The sequence below is a fragment of the Pseudomonas sp. IPO3778 genome (assembly GCF_013386825.1).
GTDB lineage: Bacteria > Pseudomonadota > Gammaproteobacteria > Pseudomonadales > Pseudomonadaceae > Aquipseudomonas.
Map to the genome: position 1 here is coordinate 48577 of NZ_JACARC010000028.1, position 13210 is coordinate 61786.

Annotated in this window: 7 protein-coding genes; 1 reads left to right on the forward strand and 6 read right to left on the reverse strand. The window is 62.2% G+C overall.

Translation table 11 applies throughout. The features are described from left to right. Positions 1-4 precede the first annotated feature (4 nt). Positions 5-3901 (reverse strand): phosphoribosylformylglycinamidine synthase, encoded by a 3897-nt coding sequence (gene purL / locus HX855_RS12540; protein WP_177083555.1) that lies wholly within the window; start codon positions 3899-3901, stop codon positions 5-7. Between the two features lie 287 nt (positions 3902-4188). On the opposite strand from purL, the gene mltF reads away from it, so the two are divergent. Then, positions 4189-5649: a membrane-bound lytic murein transglycosylase MltF gene (gene mltF / locus HX855_RS12545; RefSeq protein ID WP_177083553.1), complete on the forward strand. Its 1461-nt coding sequence runs from the start codon at positions 4189-4191 to the stop codon at positions 5647-5649. 136 nt (positions 5650-5785) lie between these two features. On the opposite strand, the gene HX855_RS12550 is transcribed toward mltF, so the two are convergent. The 5 genes from HX855_RS12550 to treP all read right to left on the reverse strand — a co-directional run bounded on the left by HX855_RS12550 (position 5786) and on the right by treP (position 13206). Next, a complete protein-coding gene (locus HX855_RS12550; RefSeq protein ID WP_177083551.1) occupies positions 5786-6082 on the reverse strand; it encodes a PTS transporter subunit EIIB in 297 nt (98 codons plus the stop codon). A gap of 1 nt (position 6083) precedes the next feature. Further along, positions 6084-8615, reverse strand: a complete 2532-nt coding sequence (gene ptsP / locus HX855_RS12555; RefSeq protein ID WP_177083549.1) for a phosphoenolpyruvate--protein phosphotransferase — start codon at positions 8613-8615, stop codon at positions 6084-6086. Positions 8616-8758: 143 nt separating this feature from the next. Further along, positions 8759-9979 carry a carbohydrate porin gene (locus tag HX855_RS12560; protein ID WP_177083547.1) on the reverse strand — a complete coding sequence of 407 codons (1221 nt, stop codon included), beginning with the start codon at positions 9977-9979 and terminating at the stop codon, positions 8759-8761. A 72-nt stretch (positions 9980-10051) separates the two neighbouring features. Then, on the reverse strand, positions 10052-11698 hold the full coding sequence (treC, locus tag HX855_RS12565; RefSeq protein ID WP_177083545.1) for an alpha,alpha-phosphotrehalase: 1647 nt from the start codon (positions 11696-11698) through the stop codon (positions 10052-10054). Between the two features lie 65 nt (positions 11699-11763). After that, positions 11764-13206, reverse strand: coding sequence for a PTS system trehalose-specific EIIBC component (gene treP / locus HX855_RS12570; protein ID WP_177083543.1), 1443 nt, complete (start codon positions 13204-13206; stop codon positions 11764-11766). Positions 13207-13210 lie beyond the last annotated feature (4 nt).

Sequence of the window (13210 nt, forward strand, 5' to 3'; positions counted from 1 at the left end):
CGTCTTAGTTCACCCACACACGAGCGTTACGGAACATGCGCATCCACGCGCCGTCTTCGTTCCACTCTTCCGGGCGCCACGAGTTCTGCACGGCGCGGAATACGCGCTCCGGGTGCGGCATCATGATGGTGACGCGACCGTCGCGGCTGGTGAGGCCGGTGATCCCGCGCGGCGAGCCGTTCGGGTTGGCCGGGTAGCCTTCGGTGACCTTGCCGTGGTTGTCGACGAAACGCAGGGCCACGGTACCGGACAGGTCGGCTTCCAGCAGTGCTTCTTCGCTGGAGAACTCGGCATGGCCTTCACCGTGGGCAATGGCGATCGGCATGCGCGAACCGGCCATGCCCTGCAGGAAGATCGAGTTGGATTCCTGCACCTGAACCATCGCTACACGGGCTTCGAACTGCTCGGAACGGTTACGCACGAAGTGCGGCCAGAACTCGCTGCCCGGGATCAGTTCGCTGAGGTTGGACATCATCTGGCAACCGTTGCACACACCCAGGGTGAAGCTGTCGTTACGTTCGAAGAAGCCCTGGAACGCGTCGCGGGCACGGCTGTTGAACAGGGCCGACTTGGCCCAGCCTTCACCGGCACCCAGCACGTCGCCGTAGGAGAAACCGCCGCAGGCGACGAGGCCTTTGAACTCGTTGAGGTCAACGCGACCGGCGAGGATGTCGCTCATGTGCACGTCGATCGCATTAAAGCCGGCACGGTCGAACGCGGCCGCCATTTCCACCTGGCCGTTGACGCCCTGCTCACGCAGTACCGCCACTTGTGGGCGGATGCCTTTCTTGATGTAAGGCGCGGCGATGTCCTGGTTGACGTCGAAGCTGAGCTTGGTGCTCAGGCCCGGGTTGTCTTCTTCCAGGATCACGTCGAATTCCTGCTCGGCGCAGTCGGCGTTGTCACGCAGGCGCTGGATCTGGTAGCTGGTCTCGGCCCACTGGCGTTGCAGCAGGCGGCGCTGGCCTTCAAACACGGTTTCGCCATTGAAGACGATGTTGATTTCACCGTTGTTGATCGGCTGGCCCACCACGGCCACGCAGTCGCCCAGGCCAGCGGCGCTGAATTGTGCGAGTACGTCTGGCGTTGCGTCCTGGCGAACCTGGATCACGGCGCCCAGTTCTTCGTTGAACAGGATCGCGGCGATGTCGGCAGAGGTTTCTGCCAGGCCGTCGAGGTTCAGGCTCAGGCCGCAGTGACCGGCGAACGCCATTTCCACGGCGCTGGTCAGCAAACCACCGTCGGAACGGTCGTGGTAAGCCAGCAGGTGACCGTCGGCGTTCAGGCCCTGGATCACCGCGAAGAAGGCTTTCAGGTCTTCGGCGTCGTCGACGTCCGGGGCCTGTTTGCCGAGCTTGCCGTGCACCTGGGCGAGGATCGAGGCGCCCATGCGGTTCTGGCCGCGACCGAGGTCGATCAGGATCAGGTCGGTGGTGCCCTTGTCCATGCGCAGTTGCGGGGTCAGGGTCTGACGGATGTCGGTAACCGGCGCAAAACCGGTGACGATCAGCGACAGCGGCGAGGTAACGCTCTTGTCCACGCCGTCATCGTTCCAGCGGGTGGCCATGGACATGGAGTCCTTGCCCACCGGAATGGTGATGCCCAGCTCAGGGCACAGCTCCATGCCGACTGCTTTCACGGTGTCGTACAACCGAGCATCTTCACCCGGGTGGCCGGCAGCGGACATCCAGTTGGCCGACAGTTTGATATCGGAGATCTTGGCGATGCGCGACGCCGCAATGTTGGTCAGGGTTTCGCCGATGGCCATACGGCCCGACGCCGGGGCGTCCAGCAAGGCCAGCGGAGTACGCTCGCCCATGGCCATGGCTTCACCGGTGTACACGTCGAAGCTGGTGGCGGTGACGGCAACGTCTGCCACCGGAACCTGCCACGGGCCGACCATTTGATCACGGGCAACCAGACCGGTAATGGTGCGGTCGCCGATGGTGATCAGGAAGCTTTTGCTGGCAACGGCCGGGTGGTGCAGGACGCGCTCCACGCAGTCGGCGATGGCCAGGGTGGACGGATCGAAATCGTCGCCCAGTTCATTTTCACGTACCGCCGAACGGTGCATGCGCGGGGCTTTGCCCAGCAGCACTTCCAGCGGCATGTCTACCGGGCTGTTGCCGAAGTGGCTGTCGGTGACCGTCAGTTGCGGCTCGGCAGTGGCTTCGCCGACCACGGCAAACGGGCAGCGCTCGCGCTCGCAGATCGCCTGGAAGCGTTCGAAGTCCGCAGGACCCACCGCCAACACGTAGCGTTCCTGGGACTCGTTGCTCCAGATTTCGTGCGGGGCCATGCCCGGCTCGTCGTTTGGAATGTTGCGCAGTTCGAAGCGGCCGCCACGGTCGCCATCGTTGACCAACTCCGGGAAGGCGTTGGACAGACCGCCCGCCCCCACGTCGTGGATGAAGCTGATCGGGTTCTTGTCACCCAACTGCCAGCAACGGTCGATGACTTCCTGGCAACGGCGTTCCATTTCAGGGTTTTCACGCTGTACGGACGCGAAGTCCAGGTCGGCCGAGCTGGTGCCGGTGGCCATGGAGGAAGCGGCGCCGCCGCCCAGGCCGATCAGCATCGCAGGGCCGCCAAGGACGATCAGCTTGGAGCCGACCAGAATCTCGCCTTTCTGTACGTGTTCGGCGCGGATGTTGCCCATGCCGCCGGCCAACATGATTGGCTTGTGGTAACCGCGCACTTCATCGCCACGGGGGGTGGTGATGGACTGTTCGAAGGTACGGAAGTAACCGGTCAGGGCCGGACGCCCGAATTCGTTGTTGAACGCAGCGCCGCCCAGCGGGCCTTCGATCATGATGTCCAGCGCGGTAACGATGCGCTCAGGCTTGCCGTACGGCACTTCCCACGGCTGTTCGAAGCCCGGGATCTGCAGGTTGGACACGGTAAAGCCGGTGAGGCCGGCCTTTGGCTTGGCGCCACGACCGGTTGCACCTTCGTCGCGAATCTCGCCGCCGGAACCGGTGGCTGCGCCCGGGAACGGGGCAATCGCGGTCGGGTGGTTGTGAGTCTCGACTTTCATCAGGATGTGCACCGGCTCCTGCACCGCGCCGTACTGGCGGGTTTCAGGGTCCGGGAAGAAACGGCCGGCGACGCTGCCGACGATCACCGAGGCGTTGTCTTTATAAGCCGACAGAACGCCTTCGCTGTGCATCACGTAGGTGTTCTTGATCATGCCGAACAGGCTTTTTTCCTGGCTCTGGCCGTCGATGTCCCAACTGGCGTTGAAGATCTTGTGACGGCAGTGCTCGGAGTTCGCCTGGGCGAACATCATCAGTTCGATGTCGTGGGGGTTGCGCTTCAGGCCGATGAAGGCGTTGACCAGGTAGTCAATTTCGTCTTCGGCGAGGGCCAGGCCCAGTTCGGTGTTGGCGGTTTCCAGCGCGGCGCGACCGCCACCGAGCACGTCAATCGCGGTCAGCGGCTTGGGTTCGGCGTGGCTGAACAGACCGGCGGCCTGTTCCAGCTGGCCCACGATGATCTGGGTCATGCGGTCGTGCAGGCTGCTGGCGATCAGCTCGGCCTCGGCATCGCTGAACTGGCCGGCTACATAGAAGGCGATCCCGCGTTCCAGGCGCTGGATTTTTTCCAGGCCGCAGTTGCGGGCGATGTCGCTGGCCTTGCTCGACCAGGGCGAGATGGTGCCGAACCGTGGCAGGACCAGGAACAAGCGGCCCGCGGGCTCTTGAACAGGAACGCTGGGACCGTACTTCAGAAGGCGCGCCAGCACTTGCTGTTCGTCGGCGGTCAAAACGCCGTTAACGTCGGCGAAGTGAGCAAATTCAGCATACAAGCCACTGACAGAAGGTACCTTCTGGCTCAGTTGCTCAAGGAGTTTGCTGTGGCGAAAGGCAGAAAGGGCAGGAGCGCCGCGCAGGATCAACATCTTCGGGACAGCCTCGGGAAGGGGGTGTGCTTTGAGGCCGTGCATTCTAGCGTAAACCGTCGCCAACGGCACCCGAAACGGCACCCGTGGCCGCTGCCGGACGTCAGTTGGCATAAATCGCACGGTGTCAGAGGGCCATATCGGTTATTCCAGGCAGTTATTTTAACCGTCACAATCGGCTGCCAAGCCCCGTTTCTGCGGGCTGCAGCCAAGGTTTACGGGCGCTAGCAGACAAGTGCCCCGCTGTCGAGATATGGCGCCGAGGGTCCTTTGCGTATACTGCGCAGATGTTCTCCCCTACTGCTTTACGCCCGCGATGCGCCAAATGGCTCTTCGTCACCGGACTCTTCCTGCTGCTCAGCGCCTGTGTGGATAAACCCAACACGCTGGAGCGAATCAAGGAGGATGGCGTATTGCGGGTGGTCACCCGAAACAGCCCGGCCACGTATTTTCAGGACCGCAATGGTGAAACCGGTTTCGAGTACGAACTGGTCAAGCGCTTTGCCGACGACCTGGGTGTAAAGCTGGAGATCCAGACCGCCGACAACCTTGACGACCTGTTCTCGCAGATCGGCAAGCCCAACGGCCCGGTGCTGGCCGCCGCCGGCCTGGTGAGCAGCGAGCAGCGTCGCCAAGAGGTGCGCTTCTCCCATCCGTACCTGGAAGTCACCCCGCAGATCATCTACCGCAACGGCCAGTCCCGCCCCACCACCGCGGCAGACCTGGTGGGCAAGAAGATCATGGTGCTCAAGGGCAGCACCCACGCCGAGCAACTGGCGGCGCTGAAAAAGCAGTTTCCCGGGATTGAATACGAAGAATCCGACGCCGTTGAGGTGGTCGACCTGCTGCGCATGGTGGACGAAGGCCAGATCGACCTGACCCTGGTGGACTCCAACGAAGTCGCCATGAACCAGGTGTACTTCCCCAACGTGCGGGTGGCCTTTGACCTCGGCGATGCCAGCAACCAGGCCTGGGCCGTGGCCGCCGGCGATGACAACAGCCTGCTCAACGAGGTCAACAACTACCTCGACAAGGTTGAAAAGAACGGCACCCTGCAACGCCTGAAAGACCGTTATTACGGGCACGTCGATGTACTCGGCTATGTCGGCGCCTACACCTTCGCCCAGCATTTGCAGCAGCGCCTGCCCAAGTACGAGAAACACTTCCGGGCCTACGCCAAGGAAGAAAAGGTCGACTGGCGCCTGTTGGCGGCCATCGGCTATCAGGAATCACTGTGGCAACCGGCGGTCACCTCCAAGACCGGCGTGCGCGGCCTGATGATGCTGACCCAGAACACCGCGCAGGCCATGGGCGTGTCCAACCGCCTGGACGCCAAGCAAAGCATCATGGGCGGCGCCAAGTACCTGGCCAAGATCAAGGATGAGCTGGACGACAAGATTGCCGAGCCGGACCGCACCTGGTTTGCCCTGGCGGCGTACAACGTCGGCACCGGCCACCTGGATGACGCGCGCAAGCTGGCCGAGAAAGATGGCCTGAACCCGAACAAGTGGCTGGACGTGAAAAAAATGCTGCCGCGCCTGGCGCAGAAGCAGTGGTACAGCAAGACCCGTTATGGCTATGCCCGAGGCGGTGAGCCGGTGCACTTCGTGGCGAACATCCGGCGCTACTACGACATCCTGACATGGGTGACGCAGCCGCAGCTGGAAGGCAACCAGGTGGTGGAAGGCAACCTGCATGTGCCGGGCGTGGACAAGACCAAACCGACGGAAGAAACCCCGCAGCTCTAATCCCCCGATTCTCCAAATACCACAAAATCCTGTGGGAGCCGGGCTTGCCCGCGATGGCGGAGTGTCAGCCAGCCTATGTATCGCTGACACACCACCATCGCGGGCAAGCCCGCTCCCACATTTGATCTTCTTTGATTTATAGAGCGGTGTTCAGGCCTGTGATCAGGTGCACCACCCCACCCGCCAATACCATCACGCCCGGTACACCCGCCGCCGTCAACGCTTGCGCATCCAGCCGCCCCGCCTCCTTCAACTGCACCCGCACCCGCGTCAGTGCCACCCGCTGCTGCGACTTGAGATTCTCCGCGCCGCCCAGCGCGTTCAACACCGCCGGTGCCAATAGTGATTCGCTCACCGGAGCCGCCTGGGGCGTCTCAAGAATCAAATCCGGGGTCAGGGCCTTCCAGAACGCCCGCTGAAATTTCTCGAACATGTCAGTTCTCCACAACCAATGAGGTTTCAACGGTGGCCGCGTGATACAGGCGCAACGCTTCGCGCACTTGTGACGCTTCTTCCAGGCCCAGCACCTGGCGGGCGATGGATTGGCAGTCCGTCAGGTCCAGCTCGCGCACGGTGGCCTTGATGGTGGGAATCAACGGCACGCTGACCGACAACTCATCCACCCCCAGCCCGATCAACACCGGCACCGCCAGTGCTTCCGACGCCAGGGCGCCGCACACACCCACCCACTTGCCATGGGCATGGGCGGCCTTGACGGTGGTGGCGATCAGGCGCAGCACCGCCGGGTGAAAGCTGTCGGCCTGGCTGGCGAGGCGCGGGTGGTCGCGGTCCATGGCCAGGGTGTATTGGGTCAGGTCGTTGGTGCCGATGGAGAAGAAATCCACCTCCGGCGCAAACAGGTCCGCCATCAGCGCCGCCGACGGCACTTCGATCATGATTCCCAGCTTCGGCAACTCCGTCAGACCCAGGGCCAGCGCTTCCTCTTCCAGCATCTGCCGCGCCAGGCGCAGTTCGGAGAGCAGGCTGACCATCGGCAACATGATGTGCAGGCGGGCGAAACCGGCACTGGCGAGGATCGCGCGGAACTGTTCGCGCAGCAGTTCCGGGCGTTCCAGGCACAGGCGAATCCCGCGCAGGCCGAGGAACGGGTTGGTCTCTGCGTCCATCGGCACATAGGCCAACGGTTTGTCGCCGCCCACGTCCAGGGTGCGTACCACCAGGTTGCGCTCAGGGCCCAACGCGCGGGCGATAGCGCTGTAGGTGCCCGCCTGTTCTTTGGGACTCGGGGCGCGGTTGCGGTCCAGGTAGAGGAACTCGGAACGCAGCAAACCGACGCCTTCGCCCCCCAGGGACAACGCTTGTTCCACCTCCTGCAACGACGCGACGTTGGCCGTCACTTCAACGTGATGACCGTCGCGGGTGGTGGCGGGCAATGACGCCTGCTCCACTTCGCGCTGGCGGCGCAGCACGTGCTGTTGACGGGTGGCTTGCAGTTGCTCGATCTCGGCCAGGTCGGGCTCCAGGTGCAACTCGCCCTTGTCGGCATCCAGCAGCACTTGCTTGCCGTTGACCAGGTCCAGCACCTGCGCCGGCACGCCGCAGATGGCCGGCAAGCCCAGGGCGCGCGCCAGGATCGCGACATGGCTGGTAGCACCGCCGCCGACCGTGACGAAGCCCAACACCTTGCGTGTGTCGAGGCTGGCAGTTTGCGAAGGGGTGAGTTGTTCGGCAATCAGGATCGCCTGCTCCGGCAAGTCCCAGGCGCTGTCCTTGATCCCGAGGATCAGCTTCAGCACCCGTTGGCCGACATCAGCCAGGTCCGCCGCGCGCTCGGCGAGCAAGGCGTTGCCCAAGCCCTGGAACAGCGTGGCGGTGGCGACTGTCGCGCTGTTCCAGGCGAAGGCTGCGCTTTTGCCTTGGGCCAGTGATTCCTGGGCCTGTTCCAGCAGCGTCGGGTCTTCCAAAAGCTCTTGATGAGCGCGAAAAATCTCCGCCTGGGCACTGCCGACCGCCTTGGCCTGCAAGGCTTGCAGCGCCTCGGTCGCCTCACGTAGCCCACGCTCCAACGTAGCGCGCTCGACCGCTTCACCGGCGCCCGCTTCAGTGATATTCAGATCAGGCTCGGCCACCTGAACCACCTGGCCGAACGCCGAACCCGGCGAAGCGCACACGCCCCGCAGCACGCTCACCGATGACACCGGGGCAGCGGGCTCAACAACCTCGACCTGAGCCGCCACCGTCTCGCCGCAACCATCCGCCAGCAAGGCGACCAGGGCCACGATCGCCGCGTCGGCATCGTCACCCGCCGCACTCACTTGCACGGTATCGCCCTGCACCGTCTGCAACGCCATGACCGCCACCAAGGACTTGGCGTTGGCGCTTTGGGTTTGCTTGTGCAGGTAAATACTCGCCTTGAACCCTTTGGCCGCCTGGGCAAATACCGCCGCCGGGCGCGCGTGCAGGCCGTTGGCGTTGGGCAGCGTCAGCGGCTTGGAGAACAGCGCATCGTCCTCCTCATCCTTCACTTCCTCGGCTGCGGTTTGCGGCGTTACCCGCAACAACGGCTGCCCCACATCCACCAAACCCTGCTCCGGGGTCAGCAGTTTGAACGGCTCGCCACTGACCACCAGCATCAGGGTCAGCAAACTCCGGGCGTTGAGCGCCACGTAGTCGGCATCGAATTCAATCAGCGGCTGCCCGGCTTCCACTCGCTGGCCTTCCTCGACCAACCGGGTGAAACCCTTGCCCGCCAGATTCACGGTGTCCAGGCCAATGTGCATCAGCACCTGGACGCCGTTGTCATCGGTGACGCTCACCGCATGACCACTGTCCTGGATATTGCTGATCACCCCGGCCAGCGGCGCGCAGAGGGTCTGCGAGGTCGGATCGATGCACAGGCCATCGCCGATCAGGCGACTGGAGAACACCGGATCAGGCACTTGGTCCAGGGCAAGCAGCACCCCGGACAATGGCGCCAGCAATTCCAGGGGTTGGGTTGTGGTCATGACTTCACCTGCTGTTTTGTTCTGTAAAAATCCCTGTAGGAGCGAGCTTGCTCGCGAAGGTCGTCAACGATAACGCGTGCCTTCTGGATAGACGCGTTGCCCTTGAGTTTTTCGCGAGCAAGCTCGCGCCTACAGATAAGTGATTACTTCCACCAATATTCGACTTGCACACCAAAATTGGAGCCATGCAACGCCGTGCCATAACTGCCGGTGTCGGACAGCGCCGAACCTGCCGCCAGTTCATTGGCTGCTCGCTTGGCCGCTTCGTTCCAGGTCGCGTAGGTGTAATACAAGCGCACTTCCGGCCGCGCCCAGAAATCCGGGCCTTTGGGCGACCAGGTCGGGGCGAAGGTAAATTTGCTCAGCTTACGGGTGCCACCGGTGGCCTCGACCTGATCATGACCGAGTTCGGTGACCAGTTTGAATTGTTCGGAGATCGCATAGGCCGGGCGTACACCCACCGACATCCAGGTCTGATCCTGGTCGCCCGGGCGAATGTCTTTCTGGTACACGGCCTCGATCTGCCCGCCAAAACGCGGGGTCACTTGCCAGTCGAAGAACTCCACCGCGCGGTAGCTCTTGCTGCTTTTATCGAGGAACGTATCGCCGGTGTAGCCGAGGCCGGTGCCGGGGCCTTCACCGTACTGCAGGGCGAACTTGTTGCGCCCGCCGAGGAAAGGTTTCTGCACGTGCTGGGCGGTAATGGCCCAGCCGCTGTTGGTATCACGGCCACCGGCTTTTTCGATGTAGCTCAAGCCCAGTTCCACCTCGCCGCCGGGGTTGGTCTTGAAGCCCGCCACGTTGAAGTCGTGACGGGTGGCGTATTCCTTCTGGTACAGGTTGTCCTTGCGGGAAATCGCGTAGCTGTATTTCAGGTCACCGATTTTCACGTCCTCGACACCGCCGCCCGTGGCGCTCTGGTTCCAGTAGTAGAAGTCGGAGATATGGATGTCGTTTCGTTTGTAGTAACGCCGCCCGGCCCACAGCGAACCGCCGTTGAGGCTGGGCAGGTTCGACCACTGCGCATACATCTGCGGCATGCGTGCCGAGCCGTTGTCTTCACCCTGGAACTTCAGCGCCCGATCGTACTTGTTGTACAGCGAGGCCATGGCGTCGACGCTCAGTACCGAGCCGTCGTCGAGGGTCAGCAGGTCCTGGCGCAATTCGAGTTCGGCGTACTGCTCGCATTCGTTGCCCAGGCGGTACTTCGATTGTGCACCCGGCAACTGGAAGCACTGCTGCTTGCCGCTGCCGGTTGAAGTGCCCGCGCCGCTGCGCAGGTAACCGGCGAATTCCAGCGCCTGGGCGGCCATCGGCAAGGTCAGACAGGATGCAACGAGGCCCAGCTTTATTGTTGTTTTCATGAAGCGCTCCAATATTTTTATTATGTTTTTTTAAAGCACCCCGGCACTCCCATACCGGGGATGAAGCAGGTCTCAGTCCTTGAGGTGCAGCACAAACGATTCATACGGGCGCAGCGAGACCTGGCTCGAACGCGGTGGGCAGTCGTCGTAGTTGCTGATCAGCAGGCGTTGCTCACGCGCCTCGGTCAGCAGGCCGTCGGGCAATTCGATTTCGCACGGCGTGCCGTAGAAGTTGTTCAGTACCAGCAGGCGTTCGCCCTGCCCTTCCCGCAGGTACGCCCACACCTGGGTGTGCTGTGGCAGCAGTTGGCGGTAGACGCCTTCCTGAATCAGCGGCTCGTGCCGACGGAGTTCGATCAGGGTGCGGTAGTGATGCAGCACCGAGTGCGGGTCATCCAACTGGCTTTGCACGTTGATCTGCGCCGCGTTGGCCGGGATGCCGATCCACGGTTCACCGCTGCTGAAGCCGGCATTTTTATCGGCATTCCATTGCATCGGCGTGCGCCCGTTGTCGCGGGACTTCTGCATGATCGCGGCCATGCTCGACGCCTCGGATTCACCGGCCTCGCGCTTGAGCCGATAGATATTCAGGGTCTCGACATCCCGGTACTGGTCGATGGTGTCGAAGCCCGGATTGGTCATGCCCAGCTCTTCGCCCTGGTACACAAACGGCGTGCCCTGGAGGAAGTGCAGCGCCGTGGCGAGCATCTTCGCCGAGACCACGCGGTGCTCGCCGTCATCCCCAAAACGCGAGACCACCCGCGGCTGGTCGTGGTTACACCAGAACAACGCATTCCAGCCACCACCGGCCTGCATGCCGAGTTGCCAGTCAGACAAAATCTGCTTGAGTTGCAGGAAATCAAAGTCGGCCGCGACCCACTTTTGCAGGTTCGGGTAATCGACTTTCAGGTGGTGAAAGTTGAAGGTCATCGACAGCTCTTTCGACTGCGGATTCGAATACCGAATGCAGTGTTCAAGGCTGGTGGACGACATCTCGCCGACGTTGATCAGGTCGTGCCCTTCGAACACTTCGCGGTGCATTTCCTGCAGGTACTCATGCACGTTCGGGCCGTCGGTGTAGAAGCGCCGACCGTCGCTGTTATCTTCCGGGAAATCCGCCGGCTTGGAGATCAGGTTGATCACGTCCAGGCGGAAACCGCCCACGCCCTTGTCGCGCCAGAAGCACATCAGCTTGAACACTTCGGCGCGCACCTTGGGGTTGTCCCAATTCAGGTCGGCCTGGGTGTGGTCGAACAGGTGCAGGAAGTACTGGCCGGTTTGCGCCTCGTATTCCCAGGCCGAACCGCCGAACTTGGATTCCCAGTTATTCGGTTGGTCGCGCCAGATGTAAAAGTCGCGATACGGGTTGTCGAGGCTGCTGCGGGCCTGCTGGAACCACTCGTGTTCGATGGAGGTGTGGTTGACCACAATGTCGAGCATCAGCGTGATGCCGCGCTTGGCCGCTTCACTGATCAGCAGGTCGCAATCGGCCATGGTCCCGTAGCTCGGGTCGATGGCGTAGTAGTCGCTGATGTCGTAGCCGTTATCGCGCTGGGGCGAACGCAGGAACGGGGTGATCCACAGGCAGTCAACGCCCAGCCACTTCAGGTAATCGAGCTTGTCCACGATGCCCAGCAGGTCACCGGTGGCGTTACCCGCGTGGCTGTGGAAGCTTTTGGGGTAGATCTGGTAGATCACCGAGTGTTGCCAGTCTTGCATGGTGGTTTCCTTCAATTTGAAATGCGATCAACTGTGGGAGCTGGCTTGCCTGCGATGACGCCAGATCAGGCGACCCTGTATCCAGGCCGAACAATCTTCATGCTCAGTGCACAGGTCAAAACAAACGGCACGACAATCGCGACGGCCATGCCGATGACAAAACTTGGGATGTACTGCGGGATAATCGAGATAAATCCGGGCAAGCCACCGACGCCAATGGCCGAGGCCTGAACCTTGTTCAGCGACAGGAAAATGCTGCCCAGGGCCGAACCGGTGAGGGCGGCGTAGAACGGAAACTTGAAGCGCAGGTTGACCCCGAACATCGCCGGCTCCGTGATGCCGAAGTAGGCGGAAATCGCCGAAGTGGATGCCATACTTTTATCCCGCGCATTGCGGCTCATGTAGAACACACCAAGCGCCGCGCTGCCCTGGGCCAGGTTGGACATGACGATCATCGGCCAGATAAAAGTACCGCCCTGGGTAGAGATCAGTTGCAGGTCCACGGCGAGGAACATGTGGTGCATGCCGGTGATCACCAGTGGCGCATACAGCAGGCCGAAAATCGCCCCGCCGACCATGGGCGCCAGGTCAAACAGGGTGACCACGCCTTCGGTGATCAGGATGCCGAGGTGACGGGTCACCGGGCCGATAATCGCCAGCGCCAGCACACCGGTGACGACGATGGTGGTGATCGGCACCACCAGCAACTGAATGGCATTCGGCACCCGCGCCCGCAGCCATTTTTCAATCACGCTCATCACGTAGGCCGCCAGCAGGATCGGCAGGATCTGCCCCTGGTAGCCGACCTTCTCGATCTTGAACCAGCCGAAAATGTCGAAGTACGGCAGGCTCTGGCCATCGAGGCCGGCGACCGCCTTGCCGTAGTTCCAGGCGTTGAGCAAGTCGGGGTGCACCAGCATCAGGCCGAGGACGATGCCGAGGATTTCACTGCCACCAAACCGCTTGGCCGCCGACCAGCCCACCAGCGCCGGCAGGAACACGAACGAGGTGTTGGCCATCAGGTTGATCAGGCTCCACAACCCGTCCAGGCCTGGATAGGCCTCAAGCAAGGTTTTGTCTGCGATGAACATGCCCTTGGCGCCCATCAGGTTGTTCACCCCCATGAGCAAACCGGCAATGATCAGCGCCGGCAGAATCGGCATGAACACGTCGGAGAACACCCGCACCAGGCGCTGCATGGGGTTTATTTTTTCGACGCTTTTCTGTTTCACGTCCGCGATGGTCGACGCGGCGAGGCCGGTCTGTTCGCGCAGGGCGGCGTAGACCTTTTCCACTTCGCCGGGGCCGATCACGATCTGGAACAGGCCGCCGGTGAAGAACGAACCCTTGACCAGGTCGACCTGGTTCAACGCGCCGCTGTTGGCCAGGCTCGGGTCTTTGAGGGCCAGGCGCAGGCGAGTCACGCAGTGGGCAGCTTGCTCAAGGTTGTCGCTGCCACCGAGGTTCTTGAGAATCTCGCGGGCAATATTCGGATAGTCGTGGCTCATGCTT

Coding starts and splice junctions, on each gene's coding strand:
- treC (WP_177083545.1), bottom strand. CDS start 11,698: ATGCAAGACTGGCAACACTCGGTGATCTACCAGATCTACCCCAAAAGC.
- purL (WP_177083555.1), bottom strand. CDS start 3,901: ATGTTGATCCTGCGCGGCGCTCCTGCCCTTTCTGCCTTTCGCCACAGC.
- HX855_RS12560 (WP_177083547.1), bottom strand. CDS start 9,979: ATGAAAACAACAATAAAGCTGGGCCTCGTTGCATCCTGTCTGACCTTG.
- treP (WP_177083543.1), bottom strand. CDS start 13,206: ATGAGCCACGACTATCCGAATATTGCCCGCGAGATTCTCAAGAACCTC.
- HX855_RS12550 (WP_177083551.1), bottom strand. CDS start 6,082: ATGTTCGAGAAATTTCAGCGGGCGTTCTGGAAGGCCCTGACCCCGGAT.
- mltF (WP_177083553.1), top strand. CDS start 4,189: ATGTTCTCCCCTACTGCTTTACGCCCGCGATGCGCCAAATGGCTCTTC.
- ptsP (WP_177083549.1), bottom strand. CDS start 8,615: ATGACCACAACCCAACCCCTGGAATTGCTGGCGCCATTGTCCGGGGTG.